The sequence below is a fragment of the Erysipelatoclostridium sp. AM42-17 genome, from assembly GCF_003480255.1.
Taxonomy (GTDB): domain Bacteria; phylum Bacillota_I; class Bacilli_A; order Erysipelotrichales; family Coprobacillaceae; genus Faecalibacillus.
This window is the reverse complement of sequence record NZ_QUIN01000027.1, coordinates 1-17131: the sequence shown is the minus strand read 5'-3', so window position 1 is coordinate 17131 and position 17131 is coordinate 1. Positions and strand designations below refer to the sequence as shown.

The 17131-nt window shown below is 31.7% G+C and carries 20 protein-coding genes; 3 read left to right on the top strand and 17 right to left on the bottom strand.

Annotated features, from left to right (window positions below):
* Window positions 1-27 precede the first annotated feature (27 nt).
* From DW911_RS09585 to DW911_RS09575, 3 genes are all read left to right on the top strand, one after another.
* Window positions 28-1224 carry a C40 family peptidase gene (locus DW911_RS09585; protein WP_118434068.1) on the top strand — a complete coding sequence of 399 codons (1197 nt, stop codon included), beginning with the start codon at window positions 28-30 and terminating at the stop codon, window positions 1222-1224.
* Between the two features lie 73 nt (window positions 1225-1297).
* A complete protein-coding gene (locus DW911_RS09580; RefSeq protein ID WP_233543064.1) occupies window positions 1298-2464 on the top strand; it encodes a C40 family peptidase in 1167 nt (388 codons plus the stop codon).
* A 104-nt stretch (window positions 2465-2568) separates the two neighbouring features.
* Entirely contained in the window at window positions 2569-3918 is a 1350-nt protein-coding gene (locus tag DW911_RS09575; RefSeq protein ID WP_118607751.1) for a C40 family peptidase, read from the top strand.
* Between the two features lie 27 nt (window positions 3919-3945).
* Here the strand turns inward: DW911_RS09575 and DW911_RS09570 are convergent, their stop codons facing one another.
* The 17 genes from DW911_RS09570 to DW911_RS09490 all read right to left on the bottom strand — a co-directional run bounded on the left by DW911_RS09570 (window position 3946) and on the right by DW911_RS09490 (window position 16962).
* Window positions 3946-5193, bottom strand: coding sequence for an N-acetylmuramoyl-L-alanine amidase family protein (locus DW911_RS09570; protein WP_233543062.1), 1248 nt, complete (start codon window positions 5191-5193; stop codon window positions 3946-3948).
* A gap of 45 nt (window positions 5194-5238) precedes the next feature.
* On the bottom strand, window positions 5239-6204 hold the full coding sequence (locus DW911_RS09565; RefSeq protein WP_118434149.1) for an L-lactate dehydrogenase: 966 nt from the start codon (window positions 6202-6204) through the stop codon (window positions 5239-5241).
* A gap of 132 nt (window positions 6205-6336) precedes the next feature.
* Window positions 6337-7155 (bottom strand): putative manganese transporter, encoded by an 819-nt coding sequence (locus DW911_RS09560; protein WP_118434150.1) that lies wholly within the window; start codon window positions 7153-7155, stop codon window positions 6337-6339.
* 104 nt (window positions 7156-7259) lie between these two features.
* Window positions 7260-7658 carry a F0F1 ATP synthase subunit epsilon gene (locus tag DW911_RS09555; protein WP_118434151.1) on the bottom strand — a complete coding sequence of 133 codons (399 nt, stop codon included), beginning with the start codon at window positions 7656-7658 and terminating at the stop codon, window positions 7260-7262.
* Window positions 7651-9051 (bottom strand): F0F1 ATP synthase subunit beta, encoded by a 1401-nt coding sequence (gene atpD / locus DW911_RS09550; RefSeq protein WP_118434152.1) that lies wholly within the window; start codon window positions 9049-9051, stop codon window positions 7651-7653. The genes DW911_RS09555 and atpD overlap by 8 nt, the downstream gene beginning before the upstream one ends.
* Window positions 9052-9065: 14 nt before the next feature.
* Complete coding sequence (gene atpG / locus DW911_RS09545; protein WP_118434153.1) at window positions 9066-9920, bottom strand: ATP synthase F1 subunit gamma; 855 nt, start codon at window positions 9918-9920, stop codon at window positions 9066-9068.
* Between the two features lie 6 nt (window positions 9921-9926).
* A complete protein-coding gene (gene atpA / locus DW911_RS09540) occupies window positions 9927-11450 on the bottom strand; it encodes a F0F1 ATP synthase subunit alpha (protein WP_118434154.1) in 1524 nt (507 codons plus the stop codon).
* 9 nt (window positions 11451-11459) lie between these two features.
* Window positions 11460-11993, bottom strand: a complete 534-nt coding sequence (locus DW911_RS09535) for a F0F1 ATP synthase subunit delta (RefSeq protein WP_118434155.1) — start codon at window positions 11991-11993, stop codon at window positions 11460-11462.
* Window positions 11993-12493: a F0F1 ATP synthase subunit B gene (gene atpF / locus DW911_RS09530; protein WP_118434156.1), complete on the bottom strand. Its 501-nt coding sequence runs from the start codon at window positions 12491-12493 to the stop codon at window positions 11993-11995. The genes DW911_RS09535 and atpF overlap by 1 nt, the downstream gene beginning before the upstream one ends.
* 31 nt (window positions 12494-12524) lie before the next feature.
* On the bottom strand, window positions 12525-12749 hold the full coding sequence (gene atpE / locus DW911_RS09525) for an ATP synthase F0 subunit C (RefSeq protein WP_022001942.1): 225 nt from the start codon (window positions 12747-12749) through the stop codon (window positions 12525-12527).
* Window positions 12750-12815: 66 nt separating this feature from the next.
* On the bottom strand, window positions 12816-13490 hold the full coding sequence (locus DW911_RS09520; RefSeq protein ID WP_118434157.1) for a F0F1 ATP synthase subunit A: 675 nt from the start codon (window positions 13488-13490) through the stop codon (window positions 12816-12818).
* A complete protein-coding gene (locus DW911_RS09515; RefSeq protein ID WP_118434158.1) occupies window positions 13483-13854 on the bottom strand; it encodes a hypothetical protein in 372 nt (123 codons plus the stop codon). Before DW911_RS09515 ends, DW911_RS09520 begins: the two co-directional genes overlap by 8 nt.
* Complete coding sequence (locus DW911_RS09510) at window positions 13851-14048, bottom strand: AtpZ/AtpI family protein (RefSeq protein ID WP_118434159.1); 198 nt, start codon at window positions 14046-14048, stop codon at window positions 13851-13853. The genes DW911_RS09515 and DW911_RS09510 overlap by 4 nt, the downstream gene beginning before the upstream one ends.
* Complete coding sequence (gene upp, locus DW911_RS09505; RefSeq protein WP_118434160.1) at window positions 14048-14671, bottom strand: uracil phosphoribosyltransferase; 624 nt, start codon at window positions 14669-14671, stop codon at window positions 14048-14050. Before upp ends, DW911_RS09510 begins: the two co-directional genes overlap by 1 nt.
* Before the next feature lie 9 nt (window positions 14672-14680).
* On the bottom strand, window positions 14681-15919 hold the full coding sequence (glyA, locus tag DW911_RS09500; protein ID WP_118434161.1) for a serine hydroxymethyltransferase: 1239 nt from the start codon (window positions 15917-15919) through the stop codon (window positions 14681-14683).
* Window positions 15920-15923: 4 nt separating this feature from the next.
* Window positions 15924-16364: a ribose 5-phosphate isomerase B gene (rpiB, locus tag DW911_RS09495; protein ID WP_118434162.1), complete on the bottom strand. Its 441-nt coding sequence runs from the start codon at window positions 16362-16364 to the stop codon at window positions 15924-15926.
* Window positions 16342-16962, bottom strand: coding sequence for an L-threonylcarbamoyladenylate synthase (locus DW911_RS09490; RefSeq protein WP_118434163.1), 621 nt, complete (start codon window positions 16960-16962; stop codon window positions 16342-16344). The genes rpiB and DW911_RS09490 overlap by 23 nt, the downstream gene beginning before the upstream one ends.
* Between the last annotated feature and the right edge of the window lie 169 nt (window positions 16963-17131).

Here is a 17131-nt window from a genome sequence, read left to right as displayed (position 1 = left end):
TAGGATAATAACCTTTGAGGTGATAAAGTGAAAAAAGGTATTTGTGTTTTACTTACTGGAATGATGATGTTTTCTCTTTGTCCAATTAATCAAGTTAAAGCGGTTAATTTTGAAGGACAGGAAGATCAATATATGAAAATATGTTCTAGTAGTAACTTAAATTCTAGTAATTATAATACTTGTAAAGAATTTAATACTTATTTAAAGAAAAAGAATAAAGAATTGAAACAAACAGTTAATAATGTAAGTAGCGAGTTAAGTACTACTGAAAATAATCTTAGTGTTGTATCTAGTAAACTTACTAGTTTAAATAATCAAATAGATGAAAAAGAAAAAGAAATTTCTTATCTTCAACAATCTATTTCTCAATTAGAATCAAGTATTCAAAAGAAAGAAAATGATTTAAAAGATCGCATGTATGCTATGCAATCTTATAACAATAGTAATAGTTATATTGAATTTATCTTTGGCTCACAGAGTTTTTCAGATTTCTTTTCAAGAATTGATAGTGTTAATGAATTAACTCAATATGATCGAGAATTGGTTAGTCAATTAGCTGATGAAAAAAAACAAGTAGAAAGTCAAAAATCAACTATTGAAGTAGCAAAAGCGAATATTGAAAGTCAAAGACAACAACAAGCAACTTTAAAAAATCAATACGCTCTTTTATTTCAAAAACAACAAGAACAATTATCTGCTGCTAAACAAGCATCGAGTGCTAATGAAAAAGCAAGTTCTACTTTAGATAGTGCTTTAACAACTTTCTATCAAAACTCATTAAAAGATGATACCAGTGCTGGTATCACTCCTGGTAGTGGTGATAGTGAAACTGGTATTGCTATTGCAAAAAAAGCCTTATCAATGCAAGGAAAACGTTATTGGTGGGGAGCTACTGGTCCCGATTATTTTGATTGTTCAGGGTTGGTTTATTGGTCAATGAATGCTGCCGGAGTAAAAATTGGGCGTACAACTGCTGCTGGATATGCTGCTATGGGTAAAGCTGTATCATATAATCAATTACAAGTTGGTGATGTGATTACTTTTAATTATGGTAGTGGTGTTGCTCATATTGGTATTTATATTGGTGGGGGTAATATGGTTCATGCTTCTGGTAAGGGGTCTGAAACTCATGGTCAAGATCCTAACCAATGTGTTAAAACAACATCAATTAAGCCAGGTACTTATTTTTATAGTGTAATTTATAATTGTAGAAGATTATATTAGAAGAGAAATTCATTCTCTTCTTTTATTTACATTTTTTTCAAATTAGAGGATAATAGATGGTGGAGGTGATAGCGTGAAAAAAACTTTTGCATGTCTGTTAACTTTTATGATGGTTGTTTCTATGGTTAAAAGTAAACCAGTAGAAGCTGTTAATTTTAATGGACAAGAAAGTAAATACATGAAAATATGTTCAAGTCATAATCTATCAACAAGTAATTATAATACTTGTAAGGAATTTAACGCTTATTTAAAAAAGAAAAATAAAGATTTACAAAGTTCAATTGATGATTCAAAATCTAAAATATCACAAACACAAGGATCTTTAGATACTGTGGTTGCTGAGATTGCTGATTTAAATAATCAAATTGAACAAAAACAAAATGAGATTAATTATTTACAAAGTTCAATTAAAACTTTAGAAGATAATATTAATAAAAAAGAAAAAGAAATAAAAGATCGTATGTATGCTATGCAATCTTATAGTAATAGTAATACATATGTTGAATTTATTTTTGGTGCATCAAGTTTTTCAGATTTCTTTTCAAGAATTGATAGTGTTAATGAATTAACTCAATATGATGAAGACTTGATTAGTAAAATTGCTGATGAAAAGAAACAAGTAGAAGCACAAAAAGCAACCGTTGAAACAGCAAAAGAAAATATTGTAGCAAAACAAAATGAACAAAAGACTTTACAAACACAATATGAAAATATCATTCAAAAACAAAAGAATGATCTTGCAAGTGCTCAAGCAGAACAAAGTAAAGTATCTGATACGCAAAGTTCTTTAGATTCATTTTTATCTTCAGTTGTGGTAACTCAACCTACTAATACAGGAAATGGTTCTAATAAAGGTAATGGTTCGTCATCGTCGATAACTCCTGCTAACGTTCCAACAACTAATAAATACGGTAGTATTGTTGTCGCTGCAGCAAGATCAAAACTTGGTTGTCCTTATGTTTGGGGTGCTGCTGGACCTAATACATTTGATTGTTCTGGTTTAGTCATGTGGTGTTATGCCCAAGCTGGTGTTTCTCTTGGACATTATTCTGGTTCCCAAGGTAAGGCTGGTGCCGTTATTCCGTTAAGTCAAGCCCAACCTGGTGATATTTTATGGAAATCAGGTCATGTTGGTATTTATATTGGTGGTGGACAATATATTCATGCTCCACAAACCGGAGATGTTGTTAAAGTTGCATCTAATTTAAATCAATTTAGTTGCGCCGTTCGTCCATATTAATACATATGAAGAATACTTCGGTATTCTTTTTTATTATAAATAAAGTTTAGTCTATTTACAAAAAATAAAATTTAGTAGATAATATAGGTTGAGGAGGTGGCACTATGAAATATAAAAAACTCACTTCACTTTCCTTAGCCTTAATTTTAGGAGGAACATTGCTTTATCATCCTCAACATGTAGAAGCAATTGATTTTTCTAAAGATGAAAGTAAGTATATGAATATCTGTTCTAGTAGTAACTTATCTAGTAGCAATAAATCTACTTGTGAACAGTTTAATAAATACTTAAAAAAGAAAAATCAGGAATTAAATAAACAATTAGCCACTCAAAAGGAAACTGCCAGTAAAACAAAAGATACCGTAGATAGTATTAGTAAAAAAATCATAAATATTAATTCTAGTATTAGTCAAAAGGAAACAGAAATTGCCTATGTAGAAGGTACTATTTCTAATTTAGAACAAGAAATCGCTAAAAATGATCAAATTATTAAAGATCGTATGTACTCTATGCAAACCTATATGAATGAAGATTCTTATTTAGAATACATTTTTGGTGCTGATAACTTCGCCGATTTATTCTCACGGATTGATAGTTTTAATGAACTCACACTTAACGATCAAGAATTAATTGCTGAGATGGCAAATCAGAAAAAAGAAATTTCTAAGCAAAAAGCAACTTTACAATCTGCGAAGACTGCTCTACTTGCTCAAAAAGAAGAACAGGCTAACTTACAAACACGTTATACTGCTTTACTTCAAGAACAAAATAAAAATGTAGCTGCTACTCAAGAAAGTGCCAACTATAGTTCTCAACAGGTAAAACAGATGGATGAAGCTTTAAATGCTTTCTATGAAAACTCTAAAAAGGATAACATTGGCTATGTAGCACCCTTACCTACACCACCATCTACCCCAAATAATAACAATAATTCGAATAATAACCAAAACAATAATAATAACAACACGAATAATAATCAAAATAACAATCAAAACAATAATCAAGGCAATAGTCAACCTTCTACTCCATCATCACCTAGCCAATCTGATGCAAGTACTGGAGTAAGAATCGCTAATGCCGCTTTATCAAAACAAGGTTGTCGTTATTGGTGGGGTGCTTCCGGACCTAATTACTTTGATTGTTCTGGTCTTGTGTATTGGGCTCATAATCAAGCAGGCATTAAAATTGGTAGAACAACTGCTGCTGGCTATTCAGCATATGGAAAAGCTGTTTTATATAACAATTTACAGGTTGGTGATGTCATTACATTTACTTATGATGGACATTTTGTTGCCCATATTGGTATTTATATTGGTAATGGTAGGATGGTTGAAGCTTCAGGACAAGGTTCTGGTACAGTAGGTCAATACCCTGAACAACGTGTAAAAGTAACCAGTGTTGCTCCCGGAAGTTATTTCTATAGACATATTTATAATTGTCGTCGTTTATATTAAAAGGAAGATTTCAAAAATCTTCCTTTTTTATTGATTTAAATATTCACTAATACCACTGGCTATTCCTTGAGCTAATTTTTCTTGATAACTATCACTACTCAATAACTGATCTTCTGTTGGATTAGATAAAAATCCCATTTCAATAATCGTTACTGGAACCTGAGCCCAGTTTAATCCTGTCATTGTATCAGTAATAGAAACCCCTCTACTATGAGATCCAGCAGCCTTACAAGTTTGATTTAAAATAGCTCTTGCTAGTTTTTGTGATTCTAAAGATATAGCTGAACAATAAGCGTTATTTTGTGATGGTGCCATTGTCATTGTTCCTGTAGGTGCAGAAGAAGCGCTACTATCACAATGTAAACGCACAAAAGCCGCAGCATGGGCATTATTTGCGATTTGAGCTCTTTGTGCATTGGAAATATTTACATCTTGTGATGTACGACACATAATGACTTGATATCCATTTTGTTGTAATATTCTTTGTAATTTAAGAGCAACTTGTAAATTAATTTGTGATTCTAAACTATGAGTAGCAACACCTGTTGCTCCAGTTGTTACTTTAGCTTTATAAATTGATGAACCCGGTCCATTAGGTTCTTTTTCATTATTGCCTCTAGCTTGATGCCCTGCATCAATACAAATAACTTTATTATTACCATTTTTAACATAAGTTGTTTGTCCTTGGACTTTTGGTGTTTCAACTTTTTCTGGTTCAACTTTAATTTGGATATCTTTTTCACTTTGATTGCCACTTTGATCTTTAGCTACTGCTTTTAAAGTATAAGTTCCTGCTTGTTTAAAATTAATGTTCTCTTTTTGATATTCAATTGTAACTGGTGATAAATCAGTTGCACTTATATTTTTATTAAAGTCATAATTTTCTTGATTGAAGGGAATCGTTACTTCATTGGTATCATTAAATTGTGGTGCTGTCGTATCTTTAACCTCAACCACCTTTGTTTTCTTTTGTTTATGATATTGAACTGTAACTTTGTATTGACCAATAGCAGGATACTCTTTGTTATCTTCATTTTTTATATTTGACTTAATTTGCGTATTCTTTTTTAATTCTTTAATATCATCTTTATCAAGATTCTTTGTAATAACAAGATCTTTAAAAGTTGGTGTATAAGTTTGTCCATATTCTATGACTTGACTCTTTTTATGTATACGTAATACCAGTTCTTTAGGTTGTTGCATCGCATAAATGCCACCACCAATAATAATGAGACATAAAATAACTGCCCCAATAATAATCTTCTTCTTTTTCATATTTTCACCTCATAGTTTGATTATACATAAAAAAAAGAGGATAAACTATGCTTTATCCTCTATAATTTGATCAATTGTCTCTTTAATTGTCTGTTTTAATGTTTTGCATGAATGATTAAATTTCTCTTGATCATTTTTATTTAAATCCAATTTTATAATCTCTTTAACACCACTTCGATTAACGACAGCAGGAACACCAATATAGATATCTTCATCTGTATACTGTCCATCTTGGTGAGCAGATACTGTTAAGATAGCATTTTCATCATTTAATATTGCTTGTAATAAACGATTAAGTGAAAGCCCTATTCCATAATATGTGGCTTTCTTTCGTTCAATAATCTTATAGGCTGCATCTCTTACTTCTTGATGAATATGCTCTAATTCTGTATGTTCAATTCCTTTACGATCTAAATAATCATATAATTTCAAACATCCCACATAAGCATTATCCCAAGATACAAATGATGAATCACCATGCTCTCCTAAAACATAAGCATGAATATTACTTGATGTAATATTTAAATATTCACACATTTTATGTCTTAATCTAGCTGTGTCTAAAATCGTTCCAGAGCCAATGACACGATTTGCAGGAAGACCTGATACTTTCTTAACAACATAACTCATTAAATCAACTGGGTTACTAGCTACAACAATGATTCCATTAAATCCTGAAGACATCACTTGTTTTGTAATATTTTTTATAATTTTAGCGTTTATTCCCGCAAGTTCTAAACGTGTTTGTCCCGGTTTTTGAGCAGCCCCAGCAGTAATCACAACGATATCTGCATCACGACATTCATGATAGTTACCTGCAATGACTTTCATGTGAGTTTTAGCATAAGGTAAACCGTCACTAATATCCATCGCTTCCCCTTGTGCTTTTTCTTCATTAACATCTATTAAAACGAGTTCATCTATACCACCAGTATTCATAATGGAATAAGCCATAGACATCCCTACAAATCCTGTTCCTATTAATACTACTTTTCTTTTTTCATCAAACATATCAATCACTCTCCTTTATCTATTGACATCATAACGTGCATTTATATGTTTGACAAATGATATGCACTTTATTAAAAAAATCGAAACATTTGTTTCGATTTGACATATTTGTTTATATTTCCTGGGAAATAATTATAGTATAAAGGTAAGTAAATATCCAATCACAAGTGCCACGATATAAGATAATAATAAGATTCTTATTGTATCTTGACGATCTTCATTATAAGTTATTAAAGCTAATGTTCCTACACCTGCTGAAGTTGATAACCCTGTTATCAACGCTCCAAAAGTAAGACCACCTGAAACATATAATTGAGTTAAAACAACAGACCCTGCACAGTTAGGAATAAAGCCTACTATTCCTGAAGCTAAAGGCTGTAGATATTTATTTGTTTCTAAAAAAGCAGTAAGTGTATCTTGTCCGACATAATCAATAAGTAATGATAAAGCTATATTAGTAAGTAAAATAAAGGCAAATATCTTTAATGCATGTTTTATTGCTGGTACAAAGATACCATTTTGACATCCACAATCACAATCAGCTACCTGTATATATTCATAATCATCATCATTTTTATGATTATGTTTGTCAACTAATAAACCAGCAATCGCCCCAACAGCAATTTTAACAATAATCAATAAAATCATGGTTTTCCATAATTCTGGATGAATCGCTAAAATTGATAAAGCTTCATCACTTGTCGCTATAAAGACTGATAGTAAGGTACCGGCTGTAATAATGTTCATTGTATAAAAACGAGCAGCAAGGACAGAAAAACCACATTGTGGAATACAGCCTACAATGGCTCCTACGATTGGTCCAAGTTTTCCATGTTCCATCACTTTATTAGCAACATTGCGACTTGTTAAATATTCTATGAATAAACATGCCAGTAGTAAAAAAGGCAATGTTATTAATGATTCTTTTGTTGGTTCTAATAATATATCCATTTCATCATTCCTTTCTATTGCCCCATTATAGCATAATCTAAAAATAATGCTAAAGAAAAGATAACTTTATTTAAATTAAAATGGAAGGTTTCCCTTCCATTTTATTACATATTTTTAACGTGTATACGTGTAATTGCTCTTTTTAAAGCAATTTCTGCACGCATAGAGTCAATATCATTAGATGTTTGTTTTAATCTTTCTTCTGCTCTTTTTTTAGCTTGTTGAGCACGATCTAAATCAATTTCTTCTTGTGATTCAATTGCATTAGCAATAATTGTTGTTTCTGTATCATTAACATAAACAAATCCTCCTGCTATTGCAAATGTTTCATGACTTCCATCTTTGACATAATCCATTGCTGATATTTCGATACCACTTGCAAGGGGCATATGATGAGCCAATATTCCTATTTGTCCAGCAGTTGTTCTAAGATTAACCTGATCTACTTCCACTTCTTTATAAATACCTTGTGGTGTTACAATTTTTAAATTAAATTTAGTCATTTGTTAATGTCTTAGCCTTTTCTACTGCTTCTTGAATTGTACCCACATTATGGAAAGCTTGTTCTGGTAATTCATCCCATTTACCTTCTAAGATTTCTTTAAATCCTTGAATTGTATCTTCAACACGGACATATTTTCCATCTAATCCAGTAAATTGACTAGCTACACTAAATGGTTGTGATAAGAAATTACGAACACGACGTGCACGCGCAACAATTAATTTGTCTTCTTCACCTAATTCATCCATACCTAGAATGGCAATGATATCTTGTAATTCTTGGTAACGTTGTAAGATTTGTTGAACCCCATGAGCTACTTCATAGTGATCTTTACCTACTACTAATGGATCTAAGGCTCTAGATGATGAATTTAATGGATCTACTGCAGGATAAATTCCAAGAGCAGCAATAGAACGATCCAATACGATTTTAGCATCTAAGTGAGCAAATGTTGTTGCTGGAGCAGGGTCAGTTAAGTCATCAGCTGGTACATATACAGCTTGTACTGATGTAATTGATCCTTTTTTAGTTGATGTAATACGTTCTTGTAATGCACCCATTTCAGTTGCAAGAGTTGGTTGATATCCAGCTTGAGAAGGGACACGTCCTAATAAGGCAGATACTTCTGATCCTGCTTGAGTGAAACGGAAGATATTATCAATGAATAATAATACATCTTGTCCTTGTTCATCACGGAATTGTTCAGCCATTGTTAAACCAGTTAAAGCAACACGTAAACGTGCTCCAGGTGGTTCATTCATTTGACCAAAAACTAATGAAGTTTTTTCTAATACTCCACTTTCTTTCATTTCATAGTATAAATCGTTTCCTTCACGGCTACGTTCACCAACTCCAGCGAAAACTGATAAACCACCATGTTCAGTAGCGATATTGTTGATAAATTCTTGAATTAATACTGTTTTACCTACTCCGGCACCACCGAATAATCCAATTTTACCACCTTTAATAAATGGACAGATTAAGTCTACAACTTTAATCCCTGTTTCAAAAATTTCTGTTTCTGTTCTTTGTTCAGCATAAGTAGGTGCTTCCCTATGAATAGGTTTTGTTTCTACATCTGAACTTAATGGTCCTTTACCATCAATAGGTTGTCCTAAAACATTAAACATACGTCCTAATGTTTGATTTCCTACTGGAACTGTAATTGGGCTTCCTGTATCGATTGCATCCATCCCTCTAACAATACCATCTGTTGCCCCCATGGCAACACAACGAACTACGTCGTCTCCGATATGTTGAGCAACTTCAACAACTAATTCTTCACCATGATTATCAATCTTGATGGCAGTATTTAATGATGGTAAATGTTCATCATTAAATTGAATATCGATAACAGGTCCACGCGCACTAATAATTTTACCAATATTAGCCATATGGCACCTCCTTCTTATTGTGCATTTGCGCCAGCAACAATTTCACTAACTTCATTAGTAATTGCTGTTTGACGCGCTTGATTGTATTTAAGTAATAATGTTTCAGTTAAGTCTTCAGCATTATCTGTAGCATTTTCCATAGATGTTCTTCTTGAAGCATTTTCACTGGTTACACTTTCAACAAGATATCCATAAATAACTGCTTGTAGATACATTGGAATTAAACTATCTAAAACTACTTCTGGACTTGGTTCAAAAATAGTATATTTATTTGTAATATGAATATTTTTAAATTCATTAGTATCTACTGGAAGTAAAGTTACAATTCTTGGTGTAAATGTTAAGTTGTTTACAAATTCAGTATAAACAATTTTAATTTCTTTCACTTCTTTATTCTTATATTTATTTGTTAACTCTGTAACCAGTTTAGTTACATCTTTAAAGTCTAAAGTCGTATTTAAATCACTAAATTTATGATCTGTTACACCATGATGATGTTTTAAGAAATGAGATGTTCCTTTACTACCAATAGTATAAACATAATCTCCATCCTTAATTTCATCTTTTACAGCTTTAAATAAGTTAACATTGTAACCTCCACATAGTCCTAAACTAGATGTAATAACAATATAAATATTAACACCATCTTTGTTTTTTAATAAATAAGGACTATCTGTCATGGTACTATTTGAAGCAAGAATTTCAGCACATGTTTCTCTTACTTTTTGATAGTAAGGTTTTAATTCATCTAACTGATTTCTTGTTTTACGAAGTTTAGATGTTGCAACTAATTCCATTGCTTTTGTTATTTTTTTAGTTGATTCAACTGATTTAATGCGGCGCTTAATTTCTTGCATTGATCCTGACATAATTCATTACCCCGCTGCTTGCGTTTTTTCAAATTGTTCAACGTATGCGCCAATGACGTCTTTCATTTTCTTAGATAATTCATCAGAAATTGCTTTTTGTTCATTGATTTCATCAATGATATCATGATGGTTAATTGATACATGTTCAATTAATCCATCCATAAATGCTGTTACTTGTTCTACTTGTAATGGTTTTGTAAAACCATATTTTAAAGCAAATAAAGTAATCACTTGTGTTGAAACTTCACGTGGTGAGTATTGTGCTTGTTTTAATACTTCACGTACTTTAGCACCATGATCTAATGTTGCTTTTGTTGCTTCATCTAAGTCACTACCAAATTGAGCAAAGGCTTGCATTTCTTCATATTGTGCTAATTCAAGTTTTAATGAACTTGATACTTGTTTCATGGCTTTAATTTGTGCTGATGAACCTACACGTGATACTGATAATCCTGTATCTACCGCTGGTCTAAATCCAGAGTTGAATAATTCTTGTTGTAAGAAAATTTGTCCATCAGTAATAGAAATAACATTTGTTGGAATGTATGCTGAAATATCACCAGCTTGTGTTTCAATGATTGGTAAGGCAGTAATTGATCCTCCCCCATTTTCTTCATTTAAACGACAAGCACGTTCAAGTAATCTTGAATGTAAGTAGAATACATCTCCTGGATAAGCTTCACGTCCTGGTGGTCTTTTAAGTAATAAAGACACTGTACGATAAGCTACGGCATGTTTAGATAAATCATCATAAACAATTAAGACATCTTTACCTTGTTCAAGCCATTCTTCAGCAATAGCACAACCTGCATAAGGTGCAATATATTGTACTGGTGCTAATTCTGACGCTCCGGCAGATACAACACATGTATAATCCATTGCGCCACCTTTTCTTAATTTTTCAACAACTTGTGCTACAGTTGAATTCTTTTGTCCAATTGCAACATAAACACAATAAATATTTTGATCTTTTTGATTTAAAATTGTATCAATAGCGATAGCTGTTTTACCTGTTTGACGGTCTCCGATAATTAACTCACGTTGACCTCTACCAATTGGAATAATAGCGTCAATTGATGTAATACCAGTTTGTAAAGGTTGATCAACTTTCTTTCTTGTCATAACCCCACTTGCTACACGTTCAATTGGTCTTGTTTTTGTTGTTTTAATTTGCCCTTTTCCATCGATGGCTTGTCCTAATGGGTTAACAACCCTACCTAACAAAGCATCTCCTACAGGCACTTCAATAATCTTTCCAGTACGTTTAACTTCGTTTCCTTCTTTAATCGTACTTTCAGATCCAAGTAGTACGGCTCCTACGCTATCTTCATCTAAGTTCATGACCATTCCATAAACTTCGTTTGGGAATAATAATAATTCACCAAGCATTGCGTTATCTAATCCATGAATTAAACATACACCATCACCAACAGTCATAACTGTTCCGACATCTTTTTGTTCAATCATGTCATCATAGTGTTTAATTTGTTCTTTAATTAAAGCACTAATTTCATCTGGTCTAAGCCCCACTATTTTCACCTACTTTCTTAATAATTCTTTTTTAAGAACTTCTACTTTATTCTTAATTGAACCATCGTAAATACGATTGTTCACTTCGACTTTAACCCCTCCTACTAAGGATGGATCAAGACGTACTTTTAAAGTCACTTTTTTATTTTCTTTTTTACTCATCACTTGTTCTATTTCTTGAACTTCTTTAGTAGATAATTGATAAGGACTATAAATAATTCCTTCTTCAATACCTAAATGACGATGACTAAGAGTAATAAAAGCTTTGACTATTTCGCCAATATAACGAATTCTTCTTTTTTTAACTAATAGTTTTAAAAAGTTTAAAACATATTCATTAATGTTTCCTTTAAAAGATTCATCAATTAACTGACATTTTACATCATCTTTAATTAATACATGACTAAAGAATTGAACAAATTGAGGATCACTTTCTAATACTTCATCAACAAGCTTCATATCATTTAAATAATCATCTAGCTTGTTTTCTTCTAGTGCTAAATCAAATAATGATTCTGCATATCTTTGTGAAATGACGTTCATTAGTTCACCACTTCATCAACAAAGTTTTCAACAAGTTCTTTATTGATTGATTCATTCATTTCTTTGTTCATTACTTTAGTTGCAACTTCTAAAGCAACATCCACAATTTCTTCTTTCATATCTTGGCGTGCTTGAAGTTTTTCTGATTCGATTTCACGACGTGCTTGTTCAATTTTATTTTGTGCTTCTTTTTGAGCTTCATCAACAATTTGTTGTTTTGCTCTTTGACCATCTTCTTTAGCTTGATCTAAAATTGAACGATATTGCATGGCTGCATCACGTGCTTGCTTTTCAGCTTCAGTTAAATGCTTACTTGCTTTTTCATTCATTTCTTTTGCATCATTGATTGTTGATTCAATATAATCCGCTCTTTTAGCAAAATAATTTTGCACTGGCACCCATAAAAATTTCTTGAAAATAATTAATAAGACACCAGTAGATAATAATTGAACAATCAAAGTTGTTACATTAGGGAATAATTTTCCGGCAATATCTGGCATTTATATTCCTCCTTTTCTAGATAGTCAATTATTAATATACGAATAATAAGATTAATGAAACTAATAAACCATAGATGGCAACAGTTTCTGATAAGGCAATACCTAAGATCATCATTGTACGGATTTTACCTTCAGCTTCTGGATTTCTTCCTACAGCTTCTACTGCTTTACTAGCGGCAATCCCTTCACCGATCCCTGTTCCTAAACCTGCACATACAGCAAGACCTGCTGCGATTGCGATTAATCCTTTTACCATAATTTTTTCCTCCTATAAATAGTTTTCATTTTCATTTATATCTAAACTAGCATTCTAGGTTAGAACTTATTCTTCATCTGGATTTTCCATCATAATCAAGATAGATGATAATGTGACAAATACCAGTGTTTGAACACACCCTGCAAAGATATCAAAGTAACAATGTAATACAGGGGCAATAATTGGTCCTAAAAAGTTAAAGTTGATGACATAACTTGATAGGTATCCTGTAAATTGGTAAACCAAATACATTAAGATAGATCCACTTAAAATATTACCAAATAAACGCATTGATAATGAAATAAGTGGTGATAAGATACTTAATAAATTTGTTGGTGGCCAAACGGCACCCCAAATATAATTTAAAAATCCTTGTTTTTTAATTGCGTTAAACTGAATTAAACAGAATGTAATGATTGTCATAGCTAAGGTAATAGAATAGTTTGAAGTTGGTGCTTCAAAGCCTATTAAACCACTAATATTTGAAATAACTAAATACGCAAATAACATTGCAAAATAAGGATAATAGTTTTTTTCAAACTTTTTAGGCATAATTCCTTTTAAATAGTCATAAATCATTTTCACACCTGTTTCAACAACTAAAACTACTCCTTTAGGTTTAGCTGTAGGATCAGCTGCGGCGACTTTACGTCCTGCATAAATAAAGAAGATTGCAAGACATGTCATAATAATAAGTGAAAAGATTAATTCAACTTGAATTGAATCTAAGAAGTTACTCATTCTCTTTCACCTCCTTAGTTAAATAACCCATAATATTTATCGTTATTTTTATTACCATATATCCAAAGAAAACACCGATAATACTTAAGATGTCTTTAAAGAATATGGCTAATAAAAATCCTAATGCATACAATAATAATTTAATAATCGACATGATAACAATCATGCTTATAGAATGTCCTATATTCAATATTAAATCAGATGTTTTAATGATGATATTAAAAATAATAACATTGATGACATATCCTAAAGCAAACCCTAAAGGATAAGCGATACTCTTTAATATCACACCTATTAAACTAAATATAATCAAACCTATAATAAAAACTTTAATCGATTGTTTTAACACATCTCTTTCGTTCATTTTTTACCTACTTTAAATAATATTTTCATAACATGAATAAAAGCAAAAATCAAAAGTATGATAATCCAAACTGGCTTTGTGTGGAAATACCGATCTAATTGTATTCCCACTATCACAGCAATCATAAAACTGCCAATAACCTCACTTGCCAGTGTTAAACCATAAATTAAATCTTTAATTAATTGTTTATCCATTAATCAGTGCCAAATAAACGATCTCCGGCATCTCCAAGTCCTGGTACAATATAACCATTTTCATTTAATTTTTCATCTAATGCCGCTAACATGATATCGACATCAGGATGTTCTTTTTGGATGGCCGCTACCCCTTCAGGTGCTCCTACTAAACAAACTAATCTAATATTTTTAGCTCCTCTTTGTTTAATATTTTCAATAGCCATATTTGCACTTCCACCTGTTGCTAGCATTGGATCAACAACAATAACAACTGAATCTTCAATTCCTTTTGGGAATTTGGCATAGTATTCACGTGGAATAAGTGTTTCTTCATCTCTTTCCATTCCAATATGACCAATTTTGGCTGTTGGAATAATATCTCTAAAACCATCTACTAAACCAATTCCGGCTCTTAAAATAGGAACAAGAATAATTTGTTTATCCATTTCTTTTCCTATCATTTTACAAATTGGTGTTTCAATTTCTTTATCTTTTAGTGGAATGTTTCTTGTTACTTCAAATGCCATTAACTTAGCAATTTCATCTAAGTTTTGTTTAAATATATAAGTTGATGTATTTTTATCACGCATAATTGTAAGTTTATGTTTAATAAGCGCATGATCTAATATTGTTAAAGACATAATGACCTCCTAGATATATTGAATATCTTTATACATTGTAACTTTATCTGTTAATGCTTTTACACGTTTTAAGCATTCTTCTTTAATTTCGTCAGTTTCTTCATTTTTTAAACGATAAGCAATAATTCTTCCTACTTCTTCAAAGTCTTCTTCTTTGAATCCTTTTGTTGTCATTGCTGGTGTACCTACACGTAAACCAGAAGCTTTGAATGGTTTTTCTGTATCAAAAGGAATAGCATTTTTATTAGCTGTAATATTGATTTCATCTAATAAACGTTGTGCTTTTTTACCAGAAATGCCACAACTTGCTTTAACATCAATAAGAATTAAATGGTTATCAGTTCCGTCAGCAACTAATCTGAATCCTTCTTCTTTTAATGTTTTTTCTAATGCTTTTGCATTTTTAATAATTTGGCTTGCATATTCTTTAAATTCAGGTTGCATTACTTCATAGAAACATTGTGCTTTAGCAGCGATAATATGCATTAATGGACCACCTTGCATACCTGGGAATACTGCACGATCAATATCAGCAGCAAATTCTTTTTTACACATAATAACACCACCACGTGGTCCTCTTAATGTTTTATGTGTAGTTGTTGTCACGATATCAGCGTGTGGAAATGGTGATGGATGTAATCCAGCAGCAACAAGTCCAGCAATATGTGCCATATCTACCATGAATAATGCACCATTATCATGAGCAACTTTTGCCATAAATTCAAAATCAATTGTTCTACTATAAGCACTTGCTCCAGCAACAACTAATTTTGGTTTAATTTCTTCGACTTTCTTTTTATATTCGTCGTAATCAATCATTTCAGTTTCTTTATTTACACCATAACTATAGAATTCATAGTTAATTCCTGAAAAGTTTAATGGATGACCATGAGTTAAATGTCCTCCATCAGCTAGAGACATTCCTAATACTTTGTCTCCATGATTTAATAAGGCAAGATAAACAGCTGTATTTGCTTGAGCACCACTATGTGGTTGCACATTTGCATGTTCAGCTCCATAAATTTTACATAATCTAGTACGAGCTAATTCTTCTACTTCGTCTACAAATTGACATCCACCATAATATCTTTTAGCTGGATATCCTTCTGCGTATTTATTTGTAAGTACGCTTCCAGCTAATTCTAAGATTTCTGGAGAAACAAAGTTCTCAGAAGCAATTAACTCAATATTTGATCTTTGTCTATTTAATTCTTTTTCTACACTTTTAAATAATTCTACGTCTTTCATTTGACTATTCCCCCTCATAAGCCATCATTTTTTTAATTCTTTGATCATGTCTTCCACCTTCATATTCGGTTTCTAACCATGCATGTAATATTTCTAAAGCTAATCCTTCACCGATAACACGTTGACCCATAGCTAACATATTTGTATCGTTATGTGCACGTGTTGCTTTTGCACTGAAAACATCGTGACATAAAGCACAACGGATACCATCTACTTTATTTGCTGTAATGCTTACACCAATTCCAGTACCACAAACAACAACACCTTTATCACATTTTCCAGAAGCTACCGCTTTAGCAGCAGGTCCTGCATAATCTGGATAATCACAGCTATCATCGCTGTAAGTACCAAAATCTTCGACATCATATCCATGTTCTTCTAAATCAGCTTTTAAAACATTTTTTAAACGTAATCCACCATGATCACATGCGATTGCAATCTTCATAGTACACCTCCTCAATGTCTTGTTTTGAAATATGACCCTTACGTAATACTTGAACTTCTTGATCTAACTTTACTACTGTACTTGGAATTTCATTACCACAATCACCCTTAACGATTATTTTGATTTTCCCCTTAAATACAGAATAAACATCTTGGTGATTTAATAAATCTGAATGTCCAGATATGTTTGCGCTTGTAACAAACATCGGTCCTACCCGTTTTAATAATTCTAAAACGAAAGGATCATCAGGAATTCTTATTCCAATTGTTTTTAATCCTGACGTAAAGACGTCATCTATAACTTCTTTCTTTTTTAAAATGAGAGTAATTCCACCAGGCATAAAATGCTGGATGACATTATTGATTTGATCATCAACAAAAGCATATTTTTCAATGTCCTTGATATCATGAACCATTAATGTTACAGCTTTATGACTATCACGATGTTTTAGTTGGTAAATTTTATTTAATGCATTTAAATCATTAAATTTTACTCCTAAACCAAAAACGGTTTCAGTAGGAAAAGCGACAACATCACCAGCTAAAAGAACTGGTACGATTGTATCTATATCATCTTTTCCGACTAAAACCGTGTTCATCAAATCACCTCATTTGCACCAATTATACTATAAAATTTACAAAAAATATATATAATTTGATGTTTTTAGAGATTAGTTACTTTTGTTTGAAATATTCTAAATTTGTTGTAAAAAACATAAAAAAAGAACTGGCAGTTCGCTATTGTTGCACCGTAGCACTATCGTCGCC

Excerpts from the sequence above, each read along its gene's own strand:
- DW911_RS09510 (WP_118434159.1), bottom strand. The coding sequence starts at position 14,048 with ATGGATAAACAATTAATTAAAGATTTAATTTATGGTTTAACACTGGCA.
- DW911_RS09565 (WP_118434149.1), bottom strand. The coding sequence starts at position 6,204 with ATGTTTGATGAAAAAAGAAAAGTAGTATTAATAGGAACAGGATTTGTA.
- rpiB (WP_118434162.1), bottom strand. The coding sequence starts at position 16,364 with ATGAAGATTGCAATCGCATGTGATCATGGTGGATTACGTTTAAAAAAT.
- DW911_RS09515 (WP_118434158.1), bottom strand. The coding sequence starts at position 13,854 with ATGAACGAAAGAGATGTGTTAAAACAATCGATTAAAGTTTTTATTATA.
- DW911_RS09535 (WP_118434155.1), bottom strand. The coding sequence starts at position 11,993 with ATGAACGTCATTTCACAAAGATATGCAGAATCATTATTTGATTTAGCA.
- DW911_RS09490 (WP_118434163.1), bottom strand. The coding sequence starts at position 16,962 with ATGAACACGGTTTTAGTCGGAAAAGATGATATAGATACAATCGTACCA.
- DW911_RS09520 (WP_118434157.1), bottom strand. The coding sequence starts at position 13,490 with ATGAGTAACTTCTTAGATTCAATTCAAGTTGAATTAATCTTTTCACTT.
- atpF (WP_118434156.1), bottom strand. The coding sequence starts at position 12,493 with ATGCCAGATATTGCCGGAAAATTATTCCCTAATGTAACAACTTTGATT.
- atpD (WP_118434152.1), bottom strand. The coding sequence starts at position 9,051 with ATGGCTAATATTGGTAAAATTATTAGTGCGCGTGGACCTGTTATCGAT.
- DW911_RS09570 (WP_233543062.1), bottom strand. The coding sequence starts at position 5,193 with ATGAAAAAGAAGAAGATTATTATTGGGGCAGTTATTTTATGTCTCATT.
- glyA (WP_118434161.1), bottom strand. The coding sequence starts at position 15,919 with ATGAAAGACGTAGAATTATTTAAAAGTGTAGAAAAAGAATTAAATAGA.
- atpG (WP_118434153.1), bottom strand. The coding sequence starts at position 9,920 with ATGTCAGGATCAATGCAAGAAATTAAGCGCCGCATTAAATCAGTTGAA.
- DW911_RS09560 (WP_118434150.1), bottom strand. The coding sequence starts at position 7,155 with ATGGATATATTATTAGAACCAACAAAAGAATCATTAATAACATTGCCT.
- upp (WP_118434160.1), bottom strand. The coding sequence starts at position 14,671 with ATGTCTTTAACAATATTAGATCATGCGCTTATTAAACATAAACTTACA.
- atpE (WP_022001942.1), bottom strand. The coding sequence starts at position 12,749 with ATGGTAAAAGGATTAATCGCAATCGCAGCAGGTCTTGCTGTATGTGCA.
- DW911_RS09555 (WP_118434151.1), bottom strand. The coding sequence starts at position 7,658 with ATGACTAAATTTAATTTAAAAATTGTAACACCACAAGGTATTTATAAA.
- DW911_RS09575 (WP_118607751.1), top strand. The coding sequence starts at position 2,569 with ATGAAATATAAAAAACTCACTTCACTTTCCTTAGCCTTAATTTTAGGA.